Genomic DNA, 23151 nt, shown 5'->3' with positions numbered 1-23151 from the left:
GTTATAAATCTGACGTCAAAAAAACAGAATCAGCTTAAATGTCCCCGGGCCGAGAGGCTAAACTGCCACCACCCGAGAGCCCCACGTCCGAGCCCTGCGAGCCGGTTTGAGCTGACATGACCCGCAACCATGAAATCCGCCCCGACCTGGACGAGGGCATCGACCGCAAGGTCCTGAGCCAGCTGCGCGCCCGCTTCCTGAAGCTCAACGAAGGCCGCATGGCCCGCGCCATGGAGGGTTTGTCGACTCGCCAGCAAGGCGTACTGAGCCTTCTGCCGCTGTTTTTCCACGTCAATCATCCGCTGTTGCCAGGCTATGTTTCGGGCAGCACCCCGGCCGGACTGTCGAATTTCGAACCTGACGCCAACCTCCTGGCCGAAGCCCAGCGCCTGACCCGTTCGTTTACCTATAAGCCTCGCCACGGCAGCAACCCGCCGCGCCCGATTCACGGCCTGTTCCTGATGGGCAGCCTCGGCACCCTGGCCCAGGCCGACCAGAGCGATATGGACGTGTGGGTGTGCCACAGCCCGGACTTGAGCGAGAACGAACTCAACGAACTGCGCAAGAAATGCCAGCTGCTGGAAGCCTGGGCGGCCAGTCAGGGCGCCGAGGCGCATTTCTTCCTGATCGACCCGGTCCGATTCGTACGGGGTGAGCGCGACAATCAACTCAGCTCCGAGAATTGCGGCACCACGCAACACTACCTGCTGCTCGACGAGTTCTATCGCACCGCGATCTGGCTGGCCGGGCGCACTCCGATCTGGTGGCTGGTACCGGTCTATGAAGAGTCCAGCTATGACCGCTACACCCATACGCTGATTTCCAAGCGCTTCATCCGTGCCGACGAAACCCTCGACCTGGGCAACCTGGCCTTCATCCCGCCCGGGGAATTCATCGGCGCGGGCCTGTGGCAGCTGTTCAAGGGGATCGAGTCACCCTACAAGTCGGTGCTCAAGCTGCTGTTGACCGAGGTGTACGCCAGCGAACACCCGAGGGTCCAATGCCTGAGCCTGCGTTTCAAACAGGCGGTGTTCGCCAACCGGCTCGACCTCGATGAACTGGACCCGTACGTTGTCGTTTACCGGCGTATCGAGGAATACCTCATTGCCCGCAACGAACCGGAGCGTCTGGAACTGGTACGCCGCGCGCTGTACCTGAAGGTCAATCGCAAGCTCACCGGCAGCACGCGCACCCAGAGCTGGCAGCGCTCGCTGCTGGAGCGCCTGGCCCATGAATGGCACTGGGATCATCGGCAACTGGCCCTGCTCGACAGCCGCAGCCAGTGGAAAGTCCGCCAGGTCAGTTCCGAGCGGCGGGCGTTGGTCAACGAACTCAATTACAGCTACCGCTTCCTGACCCAGTTCGCCCGCCAGGAACAAACCGTCAGCCTGATCAATAAACGCGACCTCAGCGTACTCGGTCGGCGTCTGTATGCCGCTTTCGAGCGCAAGGCGGACAAGGTCGAGTTCATCAATCCCGGCATTGCCCCGGATCTGGCGGAAGACACCCTGACGCTGGTGCATGCGCCGAACAAACGTGAAGAGGGACAATCTCAGTGGGGCCTGTACAACGGCAGCCTGACCGCCCTTGAGTGGGAGCACTTCGCGCCGATCAAGCGCAGCCGCCAGTTGCTCGAGCTACTCAGCTGGTGTCACCGCAACGGCGTGATCGACAGCAGCACCCGCCTGGCCCTGCATCCGGGCAGCAGCGATTTGAGCGAGTTCGAACTGTTCAACCTGCTCGGCAGCCTGCAACAGAGCATCCCCCTGCCGATGCCGACCGTGGACGAAGAGCCCCTGCTGCGGGCCAGCGTCCCCAGCGAAGTGCTGATTCTGGTGAACGTCGGTGTCGACCCGCTCAAACACCACCGCGATCTGAACATTCTGATGACCACCGAGCGCACCGACTCCCTGAGCTATGCGGGGGTCCGGGAAAATCTGGTGCTGACCCTGGATCAGGTCACGCTCAACAGTTGGAACGAAGTGCTGGTCAATCGCTTCGATGGCCCCCACGCTCTTCTCGACTGCCTGCGCGATTACCTCAACAACCTGCCCGACGGTCCGCAGCAACCCCGACTGCGCGTGCGCTGCTTCTGCCACAACCGCGCGCAATTCATCGCGCAGCGCGTGGAAGGCATCCTCGATACGGCGCAGAACCTGTTGCTGAGCAAGCTCAATCACCGCTACCTGATCCAGGTCCAGCAGCATTATCACGTGCTGGAGCTGGTGCCGGGCCAGGTCAACCATGTCGCCTTGCCGACGCTGCCGGCGCTGGTCGATTACCTGAGCGAGGAACTGGCCAGTTACAGCCCGCTGCACCTGGATCCGATGGCCCTGGAAGACCACGACCTCGCCCTGTTGCTGCCCATGGGCCAACCAGACAGCATTCAGGTGTTCTACCGGATCAACGAAGATCAGGCCGAGCTGTACGTGCTCGATGAATTCAATGCGTTGTGGCAGCAACGGTTGCCATGGCATGACGAGCAAAGCCTGCTGGTGCCGCTGCAGCGGTTCCTGCAATCGATCCAGTACCGGCGCGACGCCTTGCTGCCCATGGAGTCAGCTCAGCCCCGCAGCCTGGAAACCTTGTATTACCAGCTCCTGCCTTCAGGTTCCGCCCGGGCGCGCCGCGTTGAAGCGCGGCCGGCGCCGCACACGCCGGCCAACAAACCCTTCTATGACGTGCAGGCGATCGTCGGCAAGGCCGCGCCCGGCGAGGTGCAGGTCACCTTGTATTGCAATCAGCGGGAGTTTTCAGAGCTGGAGCATGGCGACCAGCTGTTCAGCGTGGTCGCCAGGGAAATCGTCGAACAACGCCGCGAGACCAAACGCTACCGCTGCTACATCACCGATCTGGACCTGTCGGGTCTGCTCGGTGACGGTCAGGGATCCAGCAATTTGTATCTGCGTTACAAGGCGGACCTGGAGCGCGCATTGAACGAGGCGCTCGATCAGGTGTGAGGCGTGGTCAAACGTTGTAATCGCCACCATTGGACGGTTGCGATTCGACTGCGAGCAGAGTCAGTTTCAGGGTCTTGCCGCCGGGTGCCGGCCAGTCGATGTGCTGACCGACTTTCAGGCCCAGCAACGCGCTGCCCACCGGTGCCAGGATCGAGACCTTGCCTTCGTCGGCATTGGCGTCCTTCGGGTAAACCAGAGTCAGGTGATAGTCCTTGCCGCTGCTTTCCTCACGGCAGTGAACGCGGGAATTCATGGTGACGACGTCAGGCGGCACTTCATCGTGGCCCACCAGCGTATCGGCGCGATCCAGCTCGGTTTGCAGTGCAATAACGCCCGGCAGTGTTTCATCCAGCGTGTCGATCAGACGCTCCAGACGCTGAACGTCCAGACGGGTAAGGGTGATGGAAGGTGCGGTCATGATCAGGGCAGACTCCTTTCTTCTGCGCGAAAAAAGCAAAACCCCGCCAAAAACAAGGCGGGGTTTTCACAAGCCTCGATGGGTTGAGGCATATCCGGACACTATCACAGCTCAAAAAATATACAAGCTGCCACCCGGCGGCTCCTACAGCGGATCGGCGGCGTGCTTGCGATCTGAAGCCTGGAGGCAAATCACCCGCCGCCGCTCGTCATCCGCCGAACGCCATTCGCGGATGTCTTCGACATGGCGGAAACATCCCAGGCAGACCTTGTGTTCGTCCAGGCGACACACACCGCAACAGGGCGAGGGTACTGCCGGGCTGACATTGCTGTAGAGCGGCTTGGGCGGGCGGACCGGAGCTGGCTGAGTCACGTGTTACAGGCCTTCGAAATCGAACTCGACACCGGCCTGCTGCTGGACGATGCGCTCAAGCATTTCACCCAGCTGCTCTTCGCTCTTGTCGCACATCCAGCGCTCGCTCTCTTCGTTGTAATCGAAGTGGAAGCCACCGGATACCGCCGCCAGCCACAACTGCCGCAGAGGTTCCTGGCGGCTGAAGATCAACTGAGTGCCGTTTTCGAACTTGACGGTCAGCACACCGGCCGAGCTCTCCAGATCGATATCCAGGTCGCTGTCCTCGAAGATGTCTTCCAGGGTTTGCTGGGTGGAATCGACCAGATCGTGGAAACGCGCTTCGGACAAACTCATTACGGCAACCTCAAAAAGTGTCTGATCAGGTTCAAGCGCCGCAAGATACGGCCGAGCCCCGTCGATTGCAAAGAATAACGCCCAGGAAGCTCTACCTGTGGGAGCGAGCCTGCTCGCGAAGGCGCCAGTCCATTCAACATTATGGCTGACTGATCCACCGCTTTGGCGAGCAGGCTCGCTCCCACAGGGCCTGGACGATACCGACCGGCATTGGCGAGCCCCGCCGGACGGGAGCCCCCTCGCATAGGCAATCTGCCGGGTGGCCGGTATACTCCGGCCCAATTAATGCATTTTCAAGGATTTCGCCATGAAGCGCCTGATCTCTTCCCTTGCTGCGCTCGTCGCGGTTGCCTGCCTTGTGTCGGCCTGCGGTCAAAAAGGCCCGCTGTACCTGCCCGACGAAGACCAGGACCCTGCACAGCAGGCCCAGTCTTCGCAGAAGCAGTCGTCCAAGCACAAGCACGACGTCTACCAATAAGGGAACATCATGGACGCTTTTAACTACCGTGACGGTGAACTGTTCGCGGAAGGTGTTGCCCTGTCTGCTATCGCCGATCGCTTTGGTACACCGACCTACGTTTACTCCCGTGCCCACATCGAAGCCCAATACCTGGCTTACGCCGATGCGCTGGCCGGCATGCCGCACCTGGTCTGCTTCGCAGTCAAGGCCAACTCCAACCTGGGCGTACTGAATGTCCTGGCGCGTCTGGGCGCCGGTTTCGACATCGTTTCCCGTGGCGAGCTGGAACGCGTACTAGCCGCTGGCGGCAGCGCCGACAAGATCGTGTTCTCCGGCGTCGGCAAGACCCGTGACGACATGCGTCGCGCACTGGAAGTCGGCGTGCACTGCTTCAACGTCGAATCCACCGACGAGCTGGAACGCCTGCAAGTAGTGGCCGCCGAGCTGGGCGTTCGCGCACCGATCTCGCTGCGCGTGAACCCGGACGTCGATGCCGGCACTCACCCGTACATCTCCACCGGTCTCAAAGAGAACAAGTTCGGCATCGCCATCGCCGACGCCGAAGACGTGTACGTGCGTGCCGCGCAGCTGCCGAACCTGGAAGTGGTCGGCGTCGACTGCCACATCGGTTCGCAACTGACCACCCTGCCGCCATTCATCGATGCCCTCGACCGCCTGCTGGGCCTGGTCGATCGCCTGAGCGATTGCGGCATCTACCTGCGCCACATCGATCTCGGTGGCGGCCTGGGCGTGCGTTATCGCGATGAAGAGCCGCCATTGGCCGGCGACTACATCAAGGCTGTGCGCGAGCGTCTCGACGGTCGTGACCTGGCGCTGGTATTCGAACCGGGCCGCTTCATCGTGGCCAACGCCGGCGTGCTGCTGACCCAGGTCGAGTACCTCAAGCACACCGAACACAAGGACTTCGCCATCGTCGACGCGGCCATGAACGACCTGATCCGCCCGGCGCTGTACCAGGCCTGGATGGACGTCACTGCCGTGCGCCCGCGCAACGCCGCTGCCCGCACCTACGACATCGTCGGCCCGATCTGCGAGACCGGTGACTTCCTGGCCAAGGAGCGTGAGCTGGCCCTGGAAGAAGGCGACCTGCTGGCCGTGCACTCGGCGGGCGCCTATGGGTTTGTCATGAGCTCCAACTACAACACCCGCGGCCGTACCGCCGAAGTGTTGGTGGACGGTGATCAGGCATTTGAAGTGCGTCGCCGTGAAACGGTAGCCGAGTTGTTTGCTGGCGAAAGCCTGCTGCCGGAGTAAAACCATGCTGCTGCGTTTTACCAAGATGCACGGCCTGGGCAATGACTTCATGGTTCTCGACCTGGTCAGCCAGCACGCGCACATTCTGCCCAAGCACGCCAAGCTGTGGGGCGACCGGCATACCGGTATCGGTTTCGACCAGTTGCTGATCGTCGAGGCACCGAGCAACCCGGACGTGGATTTCCGTTATCGGATCTTCAACTCCGACGGTTCCGAAGTGGAACAGTGCGGCAATGGTGCCCGCTGTTTCGCCCGCTTTGTGCTCGACAAGCGCCTGACCGCCAAGAAGCAGATCCGCGTTGAAACCAAAAGCGGCATCATCGAACTGGATGTGCGCAACGACGGGCAGATTGGCGTCAACATGGGCGCCCCGCGCCTAGTGCCTGCGGACATTCCGTTCCAGGCCGCCGAACAGGCCCTGAGTTATCAGGTTGACGTCGACGGTACGCCGGTCGATCTGGCCGCAGTGTCGATGGGCAACCCCCATGCCGTGCTGCGCGTCAGCGATATCAACAATGCACCGGTGCATGAACTGGGACCGAAGATCGAACATCACCCGCGCTTCCCGGCACGGGTCAATGTCGGCTTCATCCAGGTCATCGACCGCAATCGTGCGCAATTGCGCGTCTGGGAGCGCGGTGCCGGGGAAACCCAGGCCTGCGGGACTGGCGCCTGCGCCGCCGCGGTAGCCGCGATCAGCCAGGGGTGGATGGATTCGCCGCTATTGATCGACCTGCCAGGCGGGCGCCTGTCCATTGAATGGGCAGGCCCCGGCCAACCGGTCTTGATGACCGGCCCGGCAGTGCGTGTATACGAAGGACAAGTGCGTCTTTGAGTGAGCCAAAGCCATGACCGATAAGCCTCAGGTACCCGCCCGACAGCCCGACGAATCAGCGTCCGAAAGCCTGGAGGCGGCGGCGATTGCCGCGTACCTGGAGGCTCATCCGGACTTCTTCGTCGAACACGAAGAACTGCTCCCGGCTCTGCGCATTCCCCACCGACGCGGCGATACCGTGTCCCTGGTGGAACGGCAGTTGACCATTCTGCGCGACCGCAACATCGAGTTGCGCCACCGTCTTTCGCACTTGATGGACGTGGCCCGGGACAACGATCGACTCTTCGAAAAGACCCGCCGCCTGATCCTCGCACTGATGGACGCCAACACCCTGGAAGACGTGGTGATGAGCGTCGAAGACAGCCTGCGCCAGGACTTCCAGGTCCCCTTCGTCAGCCTCATCCTGCTCGGCGACAACGCCATGCCGGTGGGCCGCTGGGTGACTCACGCCGAAGCACAGGTGGCCATTGGCGGCCTGTTGCAGGAAGACAAGAGCGTCAGCGGCAGCCTGCGCGAGCACGAACTGGACTTCCTGTTCGGCGAAGAACAGCGCAAGCAGATCGGCTCCACCGCCGTCGTCGCCATTACCCATCAGGGCGTCCACGGCATCCTGGCCATCGCCAGCCGTGACCCGCAGCACTACAAGAGTTCGGTGGGCACGCTGTTCCTGAGCTACATCGCCGAAGTCATGGGCCGCGTGCTGCCACGGATCAACAGCTCCCTGCGCTCGGTACGCTGATCATGGAACGGCAACTGGACGCTTACTGCGAACACCTGCGCAGTGAGCGGCAGGTGTCGCCGCATACGCTGTCGGCCTACCGTCGCGATCTCGATAAAGTCCTGGGCTGGTGTGTCAAACAGAACATCGGCAGCTGGGCAGCCCTGGACATCCAGCGCCTGCGCAGCCTGATCGCCCGCCTGCATGCCCAGGGCCAATCATCCCGCAGCCTGGCGCGCCTGCTGTCGGCGGTACGCGGGCTCTATCACTATCTGAACCGCGAAGGCCTGTGCGATCACGACCCGGCCAATGGCCTGGCGCCGCCCAAGGGCGAACGCCGGCTGCCGAAAACCCTCGACACCGACCGTGCGCTGCAACTGCTGGAAGGCGGGGTCGAAGATGATTTCCTCGCGCGCCGCGACCAAGCGATTCTCGAGCTGTTTTACTCCTCCGGGTTGCGCCTGTCGGAGCTGACCGGGTTGAACCTGGATCAGCTCGATCTGGCTGATGGCATGGTTCAAGTACTCGGCAAGGGCAGCAAGACCCGCCTGCTGCCAGTGGGCAAGAAGGCGCGCGAAGCGCTGGAGTTATGGTTGCCCTTGCGTGCACTGGCCAACCCGGCGGACGACGCGGTGTTTGTCAGCCAGCAAGGCCGACGACTCGGCCCACGGGCGATACAGGTGCGAGTCAAGGCGGCGGGAGAGCGCGAACTGGGGCAAAACCTGCACCCGCACATGCTGCGACATTCCTTCGCCAGCCATTTGCTTGAGTCCTCCCAGGACCTGCGGGCGGTGCAGGAACTGCTCGGCCACTCGGATATAAAGACCACGCAGATCTATACCCACCTGGACTTCCAGCACCTGGCTTCGGTCTACGACAGTGCCCATCCACGGGCCAAACGCATTAAAGGCGACGATTCATGACGATCCAACTCATCACCTTTGACCTCGACGACACCCTGTGGGACACCGCCCCGGTGATCGTCAGCGCCGAAGCCGTATTGCGTGAATGGCTGACCGAGCATGCACCCAACCTGGGCGCGGTTCCGGTGGAACACCTGTGGGCCATTCGCGAGCGCATCCTGAGCCGCGAACCCGGCCTCAAGTACCGCATCAGTGCCCTGCGCCGGCGCGTCCTGTTCCTGGCCCTGGAAGAAGCCGGTTATACCCAGGCCGAAGCATCGGACCTGGCCGAGCGCAGCTTCGAAGTGTTTCTGCATGCCCGGCATCAGCTGGAGATCTTCCCGGAGGTGCAACCGACGCTGCGAGTGCTGGCCAACCATTACGCCCTGGGCGTCGTCACCAACGGCAACGCCGATGTACGCCGGTTGGGCCTGGCGGATTACTTCAAGTTTGCCTTGTGTGCCGAAGACATCGGCATCGCCAAGCCCGATGCGCGACTGTTCCATGAGGCCTTGCAGCGCGGTGGTGCAACCGCTGAGACCGCAGTGCATATCGGCGATCATCCGGGCGATGACATTGCCGGCGCCCAGCAAGCGGGGCTGCGGGCAATCTGGTTCAACCCGGCGGGAAAGGTCTGGGAAGCCGAACGCTTGCCGGATGCCGAGATTCGCAGCCTGACCGAGTTGCCGGCGTTGTTGGCATTGTGGAACTCCATGTCCGCCTGACACAAAACCCTGTAGGAGCGAGCCTGCTCGCGATGGCGGTGGGCCAGGCGCCATCGATGATGGATGTGCCTGCCTCATCGCGAGCAGGCTCGCTCCCACAGGATCGTGTCGAATTCAGAATTTTGTGACAGGCATGAAAAAGCCCGCAGCGACGGCGGGCTTTTTCAGTCAGCGCGCAGCAGGCTCAGATAGGCCGGCTGCCGTACTTGTTGTCAGGCTTCTTGGGCGGATCGGCGACCACATTGGCCTCCACTTCCTGCACCTTGCCACCACGGGCCAGGAACTCTTCCATAGCCTTGGCCAGAGCGTCACGCTCTTTGTTCTTGGCCTCGACACTCGGCAGCTCATCGACCGATACCGCAGCCTTGGCCTTGCCTTTGGCGGTCGGGACGGGTGCATCACCGCCATCATCTTCAGCGACGTCTTCCGCCGCTGCTTCCAGACCTTCTTCGGTTTCGTCGTCGTCGCCTACTTCGAGGTCGTCGTTTTCCAGATCATCGTCGCTCATGTTCTACCTCATGACTTGCGAAAAGCAGATTAGTTATAGCCCAGCTTAGCTATCTGTCGAAGGCCGCCGGAAAAATTCAATAACCGCTGGTGACCAGCGGTTCATGCCTCCTCACCGTGCAAGGTGGCGAGGACTTTACGGGCACCGCCGAAATCACGGTGCTCGCCCAGGTAAACGCCTTGCCAGGTCCCTAACGCCAGTCGGCCCGCCGAAATCGGCAGACTGATCTGACAGCCAAGCACGCTGGCCTTGAAGTGCGCCGGGAGGTCGTCCAGGCCTTCGTCGTTATGCTCATAGCCGACTGTTCCTTGTGGGATCAGACGATTGAAAAATCGTTCGAAGTCGCGACGTACCGCCGGATCGGCGTTCTCGTTGATGGTCAACGACGCCGAGGTATGCTGTAGCCACAAATGCAACAGACCGACCCGACATGCCTTGAGTTCGGGCAGGCCGGCGAGTAACTCGTCCGTTACCAGATGAAAGCCCCGGGGCCTCGCCCGCAGGGTTATCAGAGTCTGTTGCCACATACAGTTCTCCGCACGTTCGGGGCGCATTCTAGCGCGCTCTGGGAAAAAACAAAGGCCCTAATATCCCTTGGAACGCTCAAGCCTTTGACCGTAGAAAATCACCCCGCGTAAACGTTCAAAAAGCTGTCGGAAAAAACCTTTCAGCTGCACCCGCAATGACAAATCGCAGACAAAAAAATGCCCGGCAAGCCGGGCAAGTTTTTACATGCGCGTGCTTACAAGTTGTAGCCGCGTTCGTTATGAAGCGCCAGATCGATGCCGACTGCCTCTTCTTCTTCGGTAACCCGCAGGCCCATCACTGCATCCAGCACTTTGAGGATGATAAAGGTGGCGATCGCGGTGTAGATAACGGTGAAGCCAACGCCTTTGCACTGAATCCAGACTTGTGCCGCGATGTCGGTCACGGTGCCGAAGCCACCCAGGGACGGTGCAGCGAAAACACCGGTCAGGATCGCGCCGAGGATACCGCCGATACCGTGCACGCCGAAGGCATCCAGCGAGTCGTCATAGCCCATTTTGCGTTTCAGGGTAGTCGCGCAGAAGAAGCACACCACGCCCGCCGCAAGGCCGATCACCAGAGCGCCCATCGGGCCTACGGTGCCAGCCGCCGGAGTGATGGCGACCAGGCCGGCAACCACACCCGAGGCGATGCCCAGTGCGCTCGGTTTGCCGTGGGTGATCCACTCGGCGAACATCCAGCCCAGTGCCGCAGCGGCCGTTGCGATCTGAGTCACCAGCATCGCCATGCCGGCGGTGCCGTTGGCGGCAGCTGCCGAGCCTGCGTTGAAACCGAACCAGCCGATCCACAGCATCGCGGCGCCCATCAGGGTGTAGCCCAGGTTATGCGGGGCCATCGGGGTGGTCGGGAAGCCTTTACGCTTGCCCAGTACCAGGCAGGCGATCAGGCCGGCCACACCGGCGTTGATGTGCACCACGGTGCCGCCAGCGAAATCGAGCACGCCCCAGTCCCACATCAGGCCGCCGTTGCCGGACCAGACCATGTGCGCAATCGGTGCATACACCACGGTGAACCAGATGCCCATGAACACCAGCATCGCGGAGAACTTCATGCGCTCGGCGAAGGCACCGACGATCAGCGCCGGGGTGATGATGGCGAACGTCATCTGGAAGGTGATGAACACCGCTTCAGGGAACAGCGCCGCGGGGCCGGTCAGGCTGGCTGGCGTGACGCCGGCGAGGAAGGCCTTGCCCATGCCGCCGAAGAAGGAGTTGAAGTTGACGACGCCCTGCTCCATGCCGGTGGTGTCGAACGCGATGCTGTAGCCATAAATGACCCACAGGATGCTGATCAGACCGGTAATGGCGAAGCACTGCATCATCACGGAAAGAATGTTTTTCGACCGAACCATGCCGCCGTAGAACAGCGCAAGGCCGGGAATGGTCATGAACAGCACGAGAGCTGTCGAGGTCAACATCCAGGCGGTGTCGCCGGAGTTGAGGACTGGGGCCGCCACTTCGTCTGCCGCCAGAGCAAGGCCGGGCATTACGATGGACAACAGGGCTCCTAGCCCTGCGAATTTACGCAGAGTCATATTGTTTTCTCCTGGGGCGTTGGGTTTGTGGCGGCTTAGATGGCGTCGGTATCGGTTTCGCCGGTACGGATGCGAATCGCCTGTTCCAGATTGACCACGAAGATCTTGCCGTCACCGATCTTGCCGGTGTTGGCAGCCTTGGTGATGGCCTCGATTACCCGGTCCAGATCCTTGTCGTCGATGGCGACGTCGATCTTCACCTTGGGCAGGAAATCGACCACGTATTCCGCGCCGCGATACAGCTCGGTGTGACCCTTCTGCCGACCAAAGCCTTTGACTTCAGTGACGGTAATGCCCTGCACGCCGATCTCGGACAGCGACTCGCGTACGTCGTCCAGCTTGAACGGCTTGATGATGGCAGTGACTAGCTTCATGAAAACTCTCTCCCGAATTGGTGGACTTGCCCCAGGAAAACAAACCCGTCTCAAGTCTAAGCGCAGTGCCTGGCTTTGTAACGCATCGTCGGCCTTACCCGCCCATCCGACGCCAGCTAACCGCTCCTTGCGAAACGCTCCCCGCGTTGCGCCTGGCGCACTGCATTCGTCACAGCGACTGCATCAGTGCATGGGTTACCTGTGTCTAAGCAGAAAGCTTGCCATCTCTACAAAATTCATAGTTTTCAAGCCTTTGTCGGTTGATGGCTACCACTTCGCCACAACAGCCAACACGATACGCACAACAACGGTGCGACGCCGTCCATCCGCATGCGCGAAAAGCGTGCATCCCTTGCCCGCGAAATTGACTATAGACAGTGCGTGATACACTGCTCGCCATTGTTTCCAGGACCTTTCCCCATGCTCGCGCCCAAAGACTTCCTCGACGCCCTGACCGGCACCGCCTCCCGCCTTTTCAGCGGCGACACTCCACTGCCGAAAGCCGAAATCGAAAGCCAGTTCAAAATGCTGCTGCAAAGCGCTTTCAGCAAACTGGATCTGGTCAGTCGTGAAGAGTTCGATAGTCAGATGGTGGTGCTGGCCCGCACTCGCGCTCGCCTGGAAAGCCTCGAAGCGAAAGTGGCGGAAATGGAAGCGAAGCTGAACCCGCCCACCGAATAACACCACAGTCCCTGTGGGAGCGAACTCGCTCCCGCGGGTGGCAGTTACATCCAGTGAAAGTCTGCCTGCGCAACCTCCCCGCCAGCATCCCCTCCCCCGACTACCCTTGAAAAACCGCAGGAAGCGGCCCCTCGTCATTTCAAGGAACGACCATGTCTCTCTCCATCGTCCACAGCCGCGCCCAGATTGGCGTGGATGCTCCCGCTGTTACCGTCGAAGTCCACCTGGCCAATGGCTTGCCGTCACTGACCATGGTCGGCTTGCCCGAAACGGCGGTGAAGGAGAGCAAGGATCGGGTGCGTAGCGCGATCATCAATTCGGGACTGCAGTTTCCGGCGCGGCGCATCACGTTGAATCTGGCGCCGGCGGATTTGCCCAAGGATGGCGGACGGTTCGATCTGGCCATTGCCTTGGGGATTCTGTCGGCGAGTGTGCAGGTGCCAACGTTGACGCTCGATGATGTGGAATGCCTTGGCGAGCTGGCATTGTCCGGCGAGGTACGACCGGTGCGCGGGGTATTGCCGGCGGCGCTGGCGGCGCGCAAGGCCGGACGCACGCTGGTGGTGCCCCGGGCGAATGCCGAGGAGGCGTGCCTGGCGTCGGGGCTGAAGGTGATTGCAGTGGATCACTTGCTGCAAGCGGTGGCGCATTTCAACGGGCATACGCCGGTCGAGCCCTATGTCTCGGACGGCTTGATCCACGCCGCCAAACCCTATCCCGATCTCAATGAGGTACAGGGCCAAATGGCGGCCAAGCGCGCGCTGCTGATTGCGGCGGCGGGGGCGCATAACCTGCTGTTCAGTGGGCCGCCGGGAACGGGCAAAACCTTGCTGGCCAGTCGATTGCCGGGTTTGCTGCCGCCGCTGACCGAGGGTGAAGCCCTGGAGGTGGCGGCGATTCAGTCGGTCGCCAGTGGTGCGCCGCTGACCCATTGGCCGCAGCGACCGTTCCGCCAGCCCCATCATTCCGCGTCCGGTCCGGCGCTGGTCGGCGGCAGTTCAAAACCGCAACCCGGTGAAATCACCCTTGCCCACCACGGCGTGCTGTTTCTGGATGAGCTTCCGGAATTTGATCGCAAGGTGCTGGAGGTTTTAAGAGAGCCACTGGAGTCGGGTCATATCGTGATTTCCCGGGCCAGGGAGCGCGTGCGTTTTCCGGCGCGCTTTCAACTGGTGGCGGCGATGAATCCCTGCCCCTGTGGATATCTTGGCGAGCCGACTGGCCGCTGTTCGTGTACACCAGACATGGTTCAGCGCTATCGCAACAAGCTGTCGGGGCCGCTGCTCGATCGCATCGACCTGCACCTGACGGTTGCCCGGGAAGCCACAGCATTGAACCCTGCCCCCAAGGCCGGAGACGACAGCCACAGCGCTGCGGCACTGGTCTGCGACGCGCGCGAACGCCAGCAGAAACGCCAGCGTTGCGCGAATGCCTTCCTCGATCTGCCGGGGTTAAAAAGACACTGCAAGTTATCCACAGCCGATGAGCATTGGCTGGAATCCGCCTGTGAGCGACTGACCCTGTCGTTGCGTTCGGCGCATCGGTTGCTCAAGGTGGCGCGGACGCTGGCGGATCTTGAGAAGGTCGACAACATCAGCCGGGAGCATCTGGCCGAGGCGTTGCAGTATCGGCCGGCCACTCAGTAGATGGAGACCGAGTTGCCCCAATCGCGAGCAGGCTCGCTCCCACAATGGAACTCGGCATCGCCAAAGATCTTCTGTGGGAGCGAGCCTGCTCGCGAACGCTATTTCAAGGATGCCTCACCGAAACCGGTCAACCTCGGACCGCAAGTCCGCCGCCAGCTTCTCCAGTTCCTTGGCCGTCACCGCCAGGTTGGAAACCACCTCACGCTGCTCACTGTTGGCCAGCGCAATGCTCTGCAAGTTGCTGCTGAGCAAGGTCGCGGTGCTGCTCTGCTCCTGGGTGGCGGTGGTGATCGCGGCGAACTGCTGGCCGGCCGAGCGGCTCTGTTCGTCGATGCGCGCCAACGCTGCGGCGACGTTGGCATTGCGCGACAGGCCCTCCTGCATCAACACATTGCCCTGCTCCATGGTGCTGATGGCGTTGCCGGTCTCATGCTGAATGCTTTGAATCATGCCGGAGATTTCGTCGGTGGCTTCACGGGTACGGGAAGCCAGGTTACGAACCTCATCGGCAACCACCGCGAAACCACGGCCCTGCTCACCGGCACGGGCTGCTTCGATCGCAGCATTGAGCGCCAGCAGGTTGGTCTGATCGGCAATCGCGGTAATCACCCCCACGATGCCGCCGATTTCCTGAGAGCGCTGCCCCAGGGTATTGATCACCGTCGCCGTGCTGTTCAAGGCGCCCGCGATCTGCTCCAGCGACGAAGAGGCTTCGTCCATGGAGGTGCGTCCGATCTGCGTTTGTCGGGCGTTGTCCTGGGCCAGGCGTTGGGTGTTGCCCATGTTGTCGGCGATGTTCAAAGACGTCGCGCTGAACTCTTCCACGGCCCCGGCCATGCTGGTGATTTCGCCGGACTGCTGCTCCATCCCTTCATAGGCGCCACCGGACAAACCAGACAACGCCTGGGCGCGGCTGTTGACCTCCAGCGAGGCATTGCGGATGTGCTCGACCATGGTCGACAGCGCCTGGCTCATCTGGTTGAAAGCCCGGGCCAACTGGCCGATTTCGTCGTTGCTCGATACGCCAAGACGCACGCTCAGGTCACCGGCGCCCAAGGCTTCGGCCTGACGCACCAGATCCCCCAGCGGCGCGAGTTTGCTGCGCAACAGCCAGACCGCCGCACCAACCGCCAGCAGCATCGCCAGCAAACTGCCAATGGCCAGGCGCAGGCCCACGCTCCAGGTCACGGCGCTGATTTCGCTTTTTGGCATGCTCGCCACGACCGACCACGGCCCACCTTCGAACGGCACCACGATGCTGTAGAAGTCTTCGGCCTTGTCGCTCCAGAAGTCACCCTTGCCAGGAGTTTTCGCCAGTGCCACAACGGTCGGGACCGCTTGATCCAGCGCCTCAACACCGGCAATTGGCACCAGCCATTTGTTCTGCTCGTCGAGCAGCGCCAGGGAACCGGTCTGGCCGATGCGGAACCGCTTGAGGTTTTCGAACTGGGCTTTCTGCGCGTCGGTGTAATCGAAGCCGACATACAGCACCGCAATGACCTTGCCGCTGCTGTCCCGCACCGGGGTGTATTGCGACATGTAGAGGCGCTCAAAAAGCAGGGACCGGCCCACGAAACTCTGCCCCGCCATCAAGCGCGCGTAAGCCGGGTTCGCATGGTCCAGAACGGTGCCGATTGCACGACTGCCGTCCTGCTTGCTGACGTTGGTACTGACCCGAATGAAGTCTTCGCCGCTGCGCACGAATACCGTGGCCACGCCTGCGGTCATTTGCTTGAACTCGTCCACTTCCTTGAAGTTGTTGTTCAGCACTTCGCTGCCCAGGTGCAGGCCCGGTGTCTGCACGCCCGCCACGGTCACCGGCTCATCCGGATGCACGCTCAGCCCACCCGTGAAGCGCTTCTCGAACAGCCCCGCCAGACGCTGGGTGCTTTCACGCAACGTACCGTGGAAGGTGCTCAGCTGATCGGCCAGCAACCGGGCTTCACTGGCCAGGTGCTCTTCGCGGGTGGCGAGGTTGGCAGTGTCCAGCGAGCGCAGGGCGAACAGGGTACTGCCGGTGATGACAATCGCCAGTATCACGGCAAGCGCAAGGCCAAGCTGTGAAGCGATCCGGGCACGGGGTTGAGACATGACGGCTCCTGGCCGAGCAGCCGGATCATCCTGATCGCAGCGCGCACTCAGCAAAATTTCTAATAATTAGGGTGAAGCGTCGGACCTGCACGATGGTCCCACGAGCAGATTTTCGGCGGCTCACGGCAATACTTGAGTAATTGACCGGGATATAGCGAAAGGCCGCCGTTGCGGCGGCTCTATCGATTCAGCTCAGGTGCACGACATCCGGCAATTCCATGGCCCGGACTTCACTTTGCAGGAAGTCGCTGAGCCGGCGCATGCGCTCACCGCCAGGGCGGGTTTTCGGCCAGACCAGGTAATACTTTTCGCCACTGGCGACCGCCGTTGGCCACGGCAGGCTCAATCGCCCCTGGGCGACATCCTCGGCCACCATCAGCAAATCGCCCATGGACACCCCGTAGCCCCGCGCGGCGGCGATCATCCCCAGCTCCAGCGTATCGAACACCTGCCCGCCCTTGAGCGACACCTGCTCGGCCAGGCCCATGCGCTCCAGCCAGTTGCGCCAGTCGCGCCGGTCCGGCGTCGGGTGCAGCAGCTCGGTGTTGGCCAGGCGCGTGGCATCCCACGGCTGATCGCTCGGCAGGTTCGGGGCGCCCACCGGGATCAACTCCTCGGGAAACAGGTAGCTCGCCTCCCAGTCCGGCGGGAAATGGCCGTTGCTCAGCAGCACCGCGCAATCGAACGGCTCATCGTTGAAGTCCACCGAATCGACATCCATCCAGGCGCTGGTCAGTTGCACCTCGTTGCCCGGCTGCAAATGGCGGAAGCGACTCAAGCGCGCCAGCAACCAGCGCATGGTCAGGGTCGACGGGGCTTTCATGCGCAGGATGTCGTCCTCGGCGCGCAAGGTGTTGCAAGCACGCTCCAGAGCGGTAAAGCCCTCGCGAATTCCCGGCAACAGCAAGCGGGCCGATTCGGTCAACTGCAGGTGGCGGCCACTGCGGTGAAACAAGCGGCAGGCGAAATGTTCTTCGAGGGTACGAATATGCCGACTGACCGCACTTTGCGTAATCGACAGCTCTTCGGCGGCGCGGGTGAACGAACTGTGCCGAGCCGCCGCTTCGAATGCGCGTAGGGCATACAGGGGAGGAAGACGACGTGACATAGGGAAAAGCTCCTGCACCGGGGTTCGGCCACCCTAGCAGAAACTTTCCAGCATGAGTTTGAATCATGCCATCCATCCTTTTTATCCCTTTGTGCAAACCCCGCAGAGCGCCGAGAATCGACCCTTTCCTGTCGACTTTTCCTACAGAGCGTGATGACTATGCAACATCCAGCACGTATTGAACTCTGGGCCATTTTGCGGTTGTCGGGGCCGCTGATCGCCTCGCAGTTGGCGCACATGCTGATGGTCCTCACCGACACCCTGATGATGGCGCGCCTGAGTCCCGAGGCGCTGGCCGGTGGTTCGCTGGGTGCGGCCAGCTATTCGTTCGTGTCGATTTTCTGCATTGGCGTGATTGCCGCGGTCGGCACCCTGGTGGCGATCCGTCAGGGCGCGGGCGATATTCTCGGCGCAGCCCGGCTGACCCAGGCCGGGGTGTGGCTGGCGTGGCTGATGGCGCTGGGCGGCGGGTTGCTGCTGTGGAACCTCAAGCCGGTCCTGCTGCTGTTCGGCCAGACCGAAAGCAACGTTCAGGCCGCCGGGCAATTCCTGGTGTTCCTGCCCTTCGCCCTGCCCGGCTACCTGACCTTCATGGCCTTGCGCGGCTTCACCAGCGCCATCGGCCGGGCGACGCCGGTGATGGTCATCAGCCTGGGCGGCACGGCGGCCAACTTCCTGCTCAACTACGCGTTGATTACCGGGATGTTCGGCCTGCCGAAGCTGGGCTTGACGGGTATCGGCCTGGTCACCGCGATTGTCGCCAACCTCATGGCGCTGGCGCTGGCGTGGCACATTCGCCGGCACCCAGCTTACGACGCCTATCCGCTGCGGCATGGGCTGCTGAAACTCAACCGTCAGTACCTGAAGGAACTGTGGCGCCTGGGCCTGCCCATTGGTGGCACTTACGCCGTGGAGGTCGGGTTGTTTGCTTTCGCGGCGCTGTGCATGGGCACCATGGGCAGTACGCAACTGGCGGCGCACCAGATCGCCCTGCAAATCGTATCGGTGGCGTTCATGGTGCCGGCGGGGATTTCCTATGCGATCACCATGCGCATCGGCCAGCACTACGGCGCCGGGCAACTGCAGGATGCGCGACTGTCCGGGCGGGTCGGCATCGCGTTCGGTGCGGCGGCGATGCTGTGTTTTGCGATGGTGTTCTGGTTGTTGCCGAACCAGTTGATCGGCCTGTTCCTGGACCACAACGACCCGGCGTTTCGCGAGGTCATCAACCTGGCCGTGAGCCTGCTGGCGGTGGCGGCGTGGTTCGAACTGTTCGACGGCACGCAAACCATCGCCATGGGCTGCATCCGCGGGCTCAAGGATGCCAAGACCACGTTCCTGGTGGGCCTGGCCTGTTACTGGCTGATTGGCGCGCCAGCGGCGTGGTGGATGGCGTTCCACCTGCACTGGGGGCCGACGGGCGTCTGGTGGGGACTGGCGCTGGGACTGGCGTGTTCGGCGGTGAGCCTGACGCTGGCGTTTGAGTGGAAGATGAAGCGGATGATCAAGCGCGACACGACGTCAGAGCAGCGCTTCGAGGTCGCCCAGCCTGACTGAGATCACTGTGGGAGCGAGCCTGCTCGCGATGAGGCCGTGTCAGTCAGCATTGATATCGACTGATACTCCGCTATCGCGAGCAGGCTCGCTCCCACAGGTTTTGGCTTAAACAACTACTTCCAGGGCCGGCTGCTGGTTGCTGCCAAACATCAGGTATTCCACCAGTTCGGCCAGCGCCAGCGGCTTGCTGATCAGGTATCCCTGCACCTGATCGCACTCAAACCCGCGCAACAACTCCATTTGCTCAGGCGTTTCCACACCCTCGGCAACCACTTCGAGGTTGAGGTTGTGCGCCAGGTTGATCATGGCGTGGACCAGCTTGCGGTTCTCTTCGCGCTGTTCCATACCGCCGACAAAGCTCTTGTCGATCTTCAGCAAGGTGATCGGCAGGCTGTTGAGGTGCACGAACGAGGAGAACCCGGTGCCGAAATCGTCGAGGGAGAAGCGCACACCCAGGCGCCCGAGGGCGTCCATGGTCTGCTTGACCAGATCGCTGCGGCGCATGACCGCGGTTTCCGTCAGTTCGAATTCCAGCCATTGCGCTTCGACACCGCGCTCGGCAATCAGCCGGCTCAGGGTCGACAGCAGCTGGCTGTCCTGGAACTGGCGGAACGACAGGTTGATCGCCATGTGCAACGGTGGCAGTCCCAGTTCCAACAGAGCCTGCATGTCGCGCAAGGCCCGGGAAATCACCCAGTAACCCAACGGCACGATCAAACCGCTCTGCTCGGCCAGCGGCACGAACTCGCTCGGTGGCAGCAGGCCACGCTCGGCATGGCGCCAGCGCACCAGGGCTTCGAGGCCGACGATCTGGCCGTCCTCAAGGTTCAGCCGTGGCTGGTAATGCAGTTCCAGCTCATCGCGGCGCAACGCCCGGCGCAGCTCGGTTTCGAGGTCGGCGATGCTGCGGGCGTTGCGGTTGATGCGCTCGTTGAATATGTGAAAGGTGCAGCCCTGGGTGCTCTTGGCCTGCTGCATGGCGATGTGGGCGTGCCACATCAGCGGGTCGGCACCGGCCTGGGCACGGGCGTGGGCGATGCCCAGGCTGGAGCCGATCAACAGGCTTTCGCCATCGACCCAATAGGGCTCGGCCAGCGCTTCGGTGATGCGCTCGGCCATCCATTCGGCACGCTGCGGCGCGCGGCGGGTGTCGATAAGCAAGGCGAATTCGTCGCTGCCCAACCGCGCCAGCTGATCGCCAGCCTCGAGCTGGCTCTTGAGCCGCGCGACCACTTGCAGGATCAGCCGGTCACCGGCCTGGTGGCCGAGGGCATCGTTGGCATAACGGAAGTTGTCGAGATCGAGGTGACCCAGTGCCAGGCCGCGGCCGTCGTTTTCCGCCAGGCGCGCGGTGAGCAAGGTCTGGAAGCCCTGGCGATTGGCGATGCCGGTCAGCGGGTCCTGTTCGGCCAGACGCTGCAGCGTGGTTTCCAGTACGCCGCGCTCACGCACATGGCGCAGGCACCGGCGCAACATGACAGGGTCGAGATGGTCGCGTACCAGCCAGTCGCTTACACCGTCGGGCGGGGTCAGGGGCTCGTGTTCGAGCAGCAGCACCGTTGGCAGACAGCAACGGCCCGGCGCCGGCTGAAGGGCCGGGATCGTCAACAACACCGCGCTGCGGTTGTCATCGAACAGACTGCTGACCGACTCCCAACTCGGCGCGCTGATGAGCACGGCCGAGCTCCCCATCGGAGCCAGACACTCGCGCAACAACGCTGCCCACGCTGGCTCTTCGGCCAATAGCAGCAAACGCAAGGGTTCGACAGGCGTAGACAAGCTAGCTCCCTAGACTCTGCAAAGATGTAGGCGACAGGCATTATGCCGATCTGATAGGCAATGACCAAATGACATCACTTATCAAACGAGGCCTTTGTATCCGGAATTACGAACATTAGCCCTAAATTCCTTGCGCATCCTGCGTGAAAGTATCAAAACCGGCAATTAGAGATCGCGTTATGCGTCACAAGTCGGAGAGAGCAGCACAATTCTCTGAGCCTGTTAAAATGCCGGCCCATTTCGTGACTGACCCCTGAATTTACCTATGTCCCGACTCAATCCCCGGCAGCAAGAGGCCGTGAGCTACGTCGGCGGCCCTCTTTTGGTGCTCGCCGGTGCAGGCTCCGGCAAGACCAGCGTGATCACCCGCAAGATTGCGCACCTGATCCAGAACTGCGGCATCCGCGCCCAGTACATCGTCGCCATGACCTTCACCAACAAGGCCGCGCGCGAGATGAAGGAACGGGTCGGGACGCTGCTGCGAGCCGGCGAAGGCCGTGGCCTGACGGTCTGCACCTTCCACAACCTGGGCCTGAACATCATCCGCAAGGAACACGCGCGACTGGGCTACAAGCCGGGCTTCTCGATCTTCGACGAGACCGACGTCAAGGCCCTGATGACCGACATCATGCAGAAGGAATACTCGGGCGACGACGGCGTCGACGAGATCAAGAACATGATCGGCGCCTGGAAGAACGACCTGATCCTGCCGGCCCAGGCCCTGGAAAACGCGCGCAACCCCAAGGAACAGACCGCCGCCATCGTCTACACCCACTACCAGCGCACGCTCAAGGCGTTCAACGCCGTGGACTTCGACGACCTGATTCTGCTGCCGGTAAAGCTGTTCGAAGACCATGCCGACATCCTGGAAAAGTGGCAGAACAAGGTGCGCTACCTGCTGGTGGACGAATACCAGGACACCAACGCCAGCCAGTACCTGCTGGTAAAAATGCTCATCGGCACGCGCAACCAGTTCACCGTGGTGGGCGACGACGACCAGTCGATCTACGCCTGGCGCGGCGCACGCCCGGAAAACCTGATGCTGCTCAAGGAAGACTATCCGTCCTTGAAAGTGGTGATGCTGGAGCAGAACTACCGCTCCACAAGCCGCATCCTGCGCTGCGCCAACGTGCTGATATCCAACAACCCCCACGAATTCGAAAAGCAGCTGTGGAGTGAAATGGGCCACGGCGACGAGATCCGCGTGATCCGCTGCCGCAACGAAGACGCCGAAGCCGAGCGCGTGGCCATGGAGATCCTCAGCCTGCACCTGCGCACCGATCGCCCCTACAGCGATTTCGCGATCCTCTATCGCGGCAACTACCAGGCCAAGCTGATCGAACTGAAGCTGCAGCACCACCAGGTGCCGTATCGCCTGTCCGGCGGCAGCAGCTTCTTCGGACGCCAGGAAGTGAAGGACCTGATGGCCTACTTCCGCCTGATCGTGAACCCGGACGACGACAACGCCTTCCTGCGGGTGATCAACGTCCCGCGCCGGGAAATCGGCTCGACGACCCTGGAAAAGCTCGGCAACTACGCCACCGAACGCAAGATCTCGATGTACGCCGCCACCGACGAGATCGGCCTGGGCGAGCACCTGGACAGCCGCTTCACCGATCGCCTGTCGCGCTTCAAGCGCTTCATGGACAGGGTCCGCGAGCAATGCGCCGGCGAAGACCCGATCTCCGCCCTGCGCAGCATGGTCATGGACATCGACTACGAGAACTGGCTGCGCACCAACAGCTCCAGCGACAAGGCCGCGGACTACCGGATGAGCAACGTCTGGTTCCTGATCGAAGCCTTGAAGAACACCCTGGAAAAAGACGAAGACGGCGAGATGACCGTCGAAGACGCCATCGGCAAGCTGGTGCTGCGCGATATGCTGGAGCGCCAGCAGGAAGAGGAAGACGGTGCCGAAGGCGTGCAGATGATGACCCTGCATGCCTCCAAGGGCCTGGAATTCCCCTACGTGTTCATCATGGGCATGGAAGAGGAAATCCTCCCGCACCGCTCCAGCATCGAAGCCGACACCATCGAAGAGGAACGCCGCCTGGCCTATGTGGGCATTACCCGCGCGCGCCAGACCCTGGCCTTCACCTTCGCTGCCAAACGCAAGCAATACGGCGAAATCATCGACTGCGCGCCCAGCCGCTTCCTCGATGAGCTGCCACCGGACGACCTGGCCTGGGAAGGCAATGACGACACCCCGACCGAGGTTAAAGCCGTTCGCGGTAATAACGCATTGGCAGATATACGCGCGATGTTAAAGCGCTAGAATTGACCACTTTTTACTAGACCTTCGGCGCAAAAAGCGCCAAATGAGGAC

At 61.8% G+C, this 23151-nt stretch carries 21 protein-coding genes; 11 read left to right on the top strand and 10 right to left on the bottom strand.

Annotated elements, in window-relative coordinates; genetic code table 11:
* The first annotated feature begins 116 nt into the window (after positions 1-116).
* On the top strand, positions 117-2960 hold the full coding sequence (locus tag ABTV29_RS00805; protein ID WP_433768372.1) for a class I adenylate cyclase: 2844 nt from the start codon (positions 117-119) through the stop codon (positions 2958-2960).
* Between the two features lie 7 nt (positions 2961-2967).
* On the opposite strand, the gene rnk is transcribed toward ABTV29_RS00805, so the two are convergent.
* The 3 genes from rnk to cyaY all read right to left on the bottom strand — a co-directional run bounded on the left by rnk (position 2968) and on the right by cyaY (position 4086).
* Entirely contained in the window at positions 2968-3378 is a 411-nt protein-coding gene (gene rnk / locus ABTV29_RS00800) for a nucleoside diphosphate kinase regulator (RefSeq protein WP_433768371.1), read from the bottom strand.
* A 144-nt stretch (positions 3379-3522) separates the two neighbouring features.
* Positions 3523-3750: a DUF1289 domain-containing protein gene (locus tag ABTV29_RS00795; protein WP_433768370.1), complete on the bottom strand. Its 228-nt coding sequence runs from the start codon at positions 3748-3750 to the stop codon at positions 3523-3525.
* A 3-nt stretch (positions 3751-3753) separates the two neighbouring features.
* Positions 3754-4086: an iron donor protein CyaY gene (cyaY, locus tag ABTV29_RS00790; RefSeq protein ID WP_433768369.1), complete on the bottom strand. Its 333-nt coding sequence runs from the start codon at positions 4084-4086 to the stop codon at positions 3754-3756.
* Between the two features lie 307 nt (positions 4087-4393).
* Here cyaY and lptM point away from each other — a divergent pair, with 307 nt between their 5' ends.
* From lptM to ABTV29_RS00760, 6 genes are read left to right on the top strand one after another with little or no spacing between them, the layout of a single operon-like run.
* Positions 4394-4564: an LPS translocon maturation chaperone LptM gene (gene lptM, locus ABTV29_RS00785; protein ID WP_433768368.1), complete on the top strand. Its 171-nt coding sequence runs from the start codon at positions 4394-4396 to the stop codon at positions 4562-4564.
* Between the two features lie 9 nt (positions 4565-4573).
* Positions 4574-5821 (top strand): diaminopimelate decarboxylase, encoded by a 1248-nt coding sequence (gene lysA / locus ABTV29_RS00780; protein ID WP_433768367.1) that lies wholly within the window; start codon positions 4574-4576, stop codon positions 5819-5821.
* Positions 5822-5825: 4 nt separating this feature from the next.
* Positions 5826-6656, top strand: a complete 831-nt coding sequence (gene dapF / locus ABTV29_RS00775; protein WP_433768366.1) for a diaminopimelate epimerase — start codon at positions 5826-5828, stop codon at positions 6654-6656.
* Positions 6657-6669: 13 nt separating this feature from the next.
* Positions 6670-7395, top strand: coding sequence for a DUF484 family protein (locus ABTV29_RS00770; RefSeq protein WP_433768365.1), 726 nt, complete (start codon positions 6670-6672; stop codon positions 7393-7395).
* Positions 7396-7397: 2 nt separating this feature from the next.
* Entirely contained in the window at positions 7398-8297 is a 900-nt protein-coding gene (gene xerC, locus ABTV29_RS00765; protein WP_110965499.1) for a tyrosine recombinase XerC, read from the top strand.
* Positions 8294-9001 carry an HAD family hydrolase gene (locus ABTV29_RS00760; protein WP_433768364.1) on the top strand — a complete coding sequence of 236 codons (708 nt, stop codon included), beginning with the start codon at positions 8294-8296 and terminating at the stop codon, positions 8999-9001. The genes xerC and ABTV29_RS00760 overlap by 4 nt, the downstream gene beginning before the upstream one ends.
* Positions 9002-9185: 184 nt before the next feature.
* Here the strand turns inward: ABTV29_RS00760 and sutA are convergent, their stop codons facing one another.
* The 4 genes from sutA to glnK all read right to left on the bottom strand — a co-directional run bounded on the left by sutA (position 9186) and on the right by glnK (position 11963).
* On the bottom strand, positions 9186-9509 hold the full coding sequence (gene sutA, locus ABTV29_RS00755) for a transcriptional regulator SutA (protein WP_007980816.1): 324 nt from the start codon (positions 9507-9509) through the stop codon (positions 9186-9188).
* A 101-nt stretch (positions 9510-9610) separates the two neighbouring features.
* Positions 9611-10036 carry a secondary thiamine-phosphate synthase enzyme YjbQ gene (locus ABTV29_RS00750; RefSeq protein ID WP_433768362.1) on the bottom strand — a complete coding sequence of 142 codons (426 nt, stop codon included), beginning with the start codon at positions 10034-10036 and terminating at the stop codon, positions 9611-9613.
* Positions 10037-10251: 215 nt separating this feature from the next.
* The gene (locus tag ABTV29_RS00745; RefSeq protein ID WP_433768361.1) at positions 10252-11589 is read right to left on the bottom strand and encodes an ammonium transporter; all 1338 of its coding nucleotides are present in this window, start codon (positions 11587-11589) and stop codon (positions 10252-10254) included.
* Between the two features lie 35 nt (positions 11590-11624).
* Positions 11625-11963 (bottom strand): P-II family nitrogen regulator, encoded by a 339-nt coding sequence (gene glnK, locus ABTV29_RS00740; protein ID WP_002555808.1) that lies wholly within the window; start codon positions 11961-11963, stop codon positions 11625-11627.
* 420 nt (positions 11964-12383) lie between these two features.
* Between glnK and ABTV29_RS00735 the strand changes: the two genes are divergently transcribed.
* Positions 12384-12644 carry an accessory factor UbiK family protein gene (locus tag ABTV29_RS00735; protein WP_433737799.1) on the top strand — a complete coding sequence of 87 codons (261 nt, stop codon included), beginning with the start codon at positions 12384-12386 and terminating at the stop codon, positions 12642-12644.
* A gap of 152 nt (positions 12645-12796) precedes the next feature.
* Positions 12797-14290, top strand: coding sequence for a YifB family Mg chelatase-like AAA ATPase (locus ABTV29_RS00730; protein WP_433768360.1), 1494 nt, complete (start codon positions 12797-12799; stop codon positions 14288-14290).
* Between the two features lie 114 nt (positions 14291-14404).
* Here ABTV29_RS00730 and ABTV29_RS00725 read toward each other — a convergent pair whose 3' ends face one another.
* On the bottom strand, positions 14405-16381 hold the full coding sequence (locus ABTV29_RS00725) for a methyl-accepting chemotaxis protein (RefSeq protein WP_433768359.1): 1977 nt from the start codon (positions 16379-16381) through the stop codon (positions 14405-14407).
* A 187-nt stretch (positions 16382-16568) separates the two neighbouring features.
* Positions 16569-17489, bottom strand: coding sequence for a LysR substrate-binding domain-containing protein (locus tag ABTV29_RS00720; RefSeq protein WP_433768358.1), 921 nt, complete (start codon positions 17487-17489; stop codon positions 16569-16571).
* 159 nt (positions 17490-17648) lie between these two features.
* Between ABTV29_RS00720 and ABTV29_RS00715 the strand changes: the two genes are divergently transcribed.
* Positions 17649-19046 (top strand): NorM family multidrug efflux MATE transporter, encoded by a 1398-nt coding sequence (locus tag ABTV29_RS00715; protein WP_433772093.1) that lies wholly within the window; start codon positions 17649-17651, stop codon positions 19044-19046.
* A 105-nt stretch (positions 19047-19151) separates the two neighbouring features.
* Here the strand turns inward: ABTV29_RS00715 and ABTV29_RS00710 are convergent, their stop codons facing one another.
* A complete protein-coding gene (locus tag ABTV29_RS00710) occupies positions 19152-20825 on the bottom strand; it encodes a putative bifunctional diguanylate cyclase/phosphodiesterase (RefSeq protein ID WP_433768357.1) in 1674 nt (557 codons plus the stop codon).
* Between the two features lie 265 nt (positions 20826-21090).
* Between ABTV29_RS00710 and rep the strand changes: the two genes are divergently transcribed.
* On the top strand, positions 21091-23100 hold the full coding sequence (gene rep / locus ABTV29_RS00705; protein ID WP_433768356.1) for a DNA helicase Rep: 2010 nt from the start codon (positions 21091-21093) through the stop codon (positions 23098-23100).
* Positions 23101-23151: the final 51 nt, after the last annotated feature.

Source organism: Pseudomonas putida (assembly GCF_050989985.1).
In the GTDB taxonomy this organism is placed as follows: domain Bacteria; phylum Pseudomonadota; class Gammaproteobacteria; order Pseudomonadales; family Pseudomonadaceae; genus Aquipseudomonas; species Aquipseudomonas putida_AI.
This window is presented reverse-complemented; position numbering and strand designations above follow the sequence as displayed.

Excerpts from the sequence above, each read along its gene's own strand:
- ABTV29_RS00805 (WP_433768372.1), top strand. The coding sequence starts at position 117 with ATGACCCGCAACCATGAAATCCGCCCCGACCTGGACGAGGGCATCGAC.
- rnk (WP_433768371.1), bottom strand. The coding sequence starts at position 3,378 with ATGACCGCACCTTCCATCACCCTTACCCGTCTGGACGTTCAGCGTCTG.
- cyaY (WP_433768369.1), bottom strand. The coding sequence starts at position 4,086 with ATGAGTTTGTCCGAAGCGCGTTTCCACGATCTGGTCGATTCCACCCAG.
- lptM (WP_433768368.1), top strand. The coding sequence starts at position 4,394 with ATGAAGCGCCTGATCTCTTCCCTTGCTGCGCTCGTCGCGGTTGCCTGC.
- lysA (WP_433768367.1), top strand. The coding sequence starts at position 4,574 with ATGGACGCTTTTAACTACCGTGACGGTGAACTGTTCGCGGAAGGTGTT.
- dapF (WP_433768366.1), top strand. The coding sequence starts at position 5,826 with ATGCTGCTGCGTTTTACCAAGATGCACGGCCTGGGCAATGACTTCATG.
- ABTV29_RS00770 (WP_433768365.1), top strand. The coding sequence starts at position 6,670 with ATGACCGATAAGCCTCAGGTACCCGCCCGACAGCCCGACGAATCAGCG.
- xerC (WP_110965499.1), top strand. The coding sequence starts at position 7,398 with ATGGAACGGCAACTGGACGCTTACTGCGAACACCTGCGCAGTGAGCGG.
- ABTV29_RS00760 (WP_433768364.1), top strand. The coding sequence starts at position 8,294 with ATGACGATCCAACTCATCACCTTTGACCTCGACGACACCCTGTGGGAC.
- sutA (WP_007980816.1), bottom strand. The coding sequence starts at position 9,509 with ATGAGCGACGATGATCTGGAAAACGACGACCTCGAAGTAGGCGACGAC.
- ABTV29_RS00750 (WP_433768362.1), bottom strand. The coding sequence starts at position 10,036 with ATGTGGCAACAGACTCTGATAACCCTGCGGGCGAGGCCCCGGGGCTTT.
- ABTV29_RS00745 (WP_433768361.1), bottom strand. The coding sequence starts at position 11,589 with ATGACTCTGCGTAAATTCGCAGGGCTAGGAGCCCTGTTGTCCATCGTA.
- glnK (WP_002555808.1), bottom strand. The coding sequence starts at position 11,963 with ATGAAGCTAGTCACTGCCATCATCAAGCCGTTCAAGCTGGACGACGTA.
- ABTV29_RS00735 (WP_433737799.1), top strand. The coding sequence starts at position 12,384 with ATGCTCGCGCCCAAAGACTTCCTCGACGCCCTGACCGGCACCGCCTCC.
- ABTV29_RS00730 (WP_433768360.1), top strand. The coding sequence starts at position 12,797 with ATGTCTCTCTCCATCGTCCACAGCCGCGCCCAGATTGGCGTGGATGCT.
- ABTV29_RS00725 (WP_433768359.1), bottom strand. The coding sequence starts at position 16,381 with ATGTCTCAACCCCGTGCCCGGATCGCTTCACAGCTTGGCCTTGCGCTT.
- ABTV29_RS00720 (WP_433768358.1), bottom strand. The coding sequence starts at position 17,489 with ATGTCACGTCGTCTTCCTCCCCTGTATGCCCTACGCGCATTCGAAGCG.
- ABTV29_RS00715 (WP_433772093.1), top strand. The coding sequence starts at position 17,649 with ATGCAACATCCAGCACGTATTGAACTCTGGGCCATTTTGCGGTTGTCG.
- rep (WP_433768356.1), top strand. The coding sequence starts at position 21,091 with ATGTCCCGACTCAATCCCCGGCAGCAAGAGGCCGTGAGCTACGTCGGC.